Origin of the sequence: Gordonia sp. UBA7860 (assembly GCF_002500165.1) — a bacterium.
Classification (GTDB): domain Bacteria; phylum Actinomycetota; class Actinomycetes; order Mycobacteriales; family Mycobacteriaceae; genus Gordonia; species Gordonia sputi.
Window position 1 is genome coordinate 117,105 of record NZ_DLSO01000126.1, and the last position, 740, is coordinate 117,844.

Consider the following 740-nt stretch of genomic DNA (forward strand, 5'->3'; position numbering starts at 1 on the left):
CAACCTGCCGTCGTATCACCGGGTGATCGCAGAGAACTTCTCCCTGGACGACGCCTGGGGTTTCTGGGTGGGGCGCTGGACCGCCGAGGAGATGCGCCACTCGACGGTGATGCGCGACTACCTCGTCGTGACCCGCGGCGTCGACCCGGTGGAACTCGAAGAGACCCGCATGGCGCACATGACATCGGGGTTCAATCCGCTTCCCGAGGACGACGGTCAGCGTGACCACAGCTTCGACATGCTCTTCGCGGTCAGCTACGTCAGCTTCCAGGAACTCGCGACGCGCGTGAGCCACCGCAACACGGGCAAGGCGTGCGGCGACCCGATCGCCGACCGCATGCTGCAGCGGGTGGCCGCCGATGAGAACCTGCACATGCTCTTCTATCGCAACGTCGTTGCGGGCGCCCTCGACCTGGTTCCTGATCAGGCGATGTGCGCGATCTACAGCATCGTGTCGAATTTCCAGATGCCCGGCGCGACGATGCCCAACTTCCGACGCAATGCGGTGTTGATCGCCAAGGGTGGCATCTACGATCTGCCGCAACACCTTTCGGAGGTCGTCATGCCGGTGCTGCGTAAGTGGCGGATCTTCGAGCGCGACGATTTCGGTCCGCTGGGTGAGATGTACCGGGAGAAGCTGGCCGACTATCTCGAAGAGATGAACGTCAAGGTCGAGAAGTTCGAGCGCGCCCGCGAACGCGCACTCGAGCGCGAGGCCAAGAAGGCGAGGGCAGGGGCGT

General features: G+C 63.8%; 1 protein-coding gene. It reads left to right on the forward strand.

What is annotated here, in order from left to right; genetic code table 11:
* Nucleotides 1–740, forward strand: a 740-nt coding sequence (locus tag B3T59_RS16245; protein ID WP_287004320.1) for an acyl-ACP desaturase, incomplete at both ends; no start/stop codon positions are given.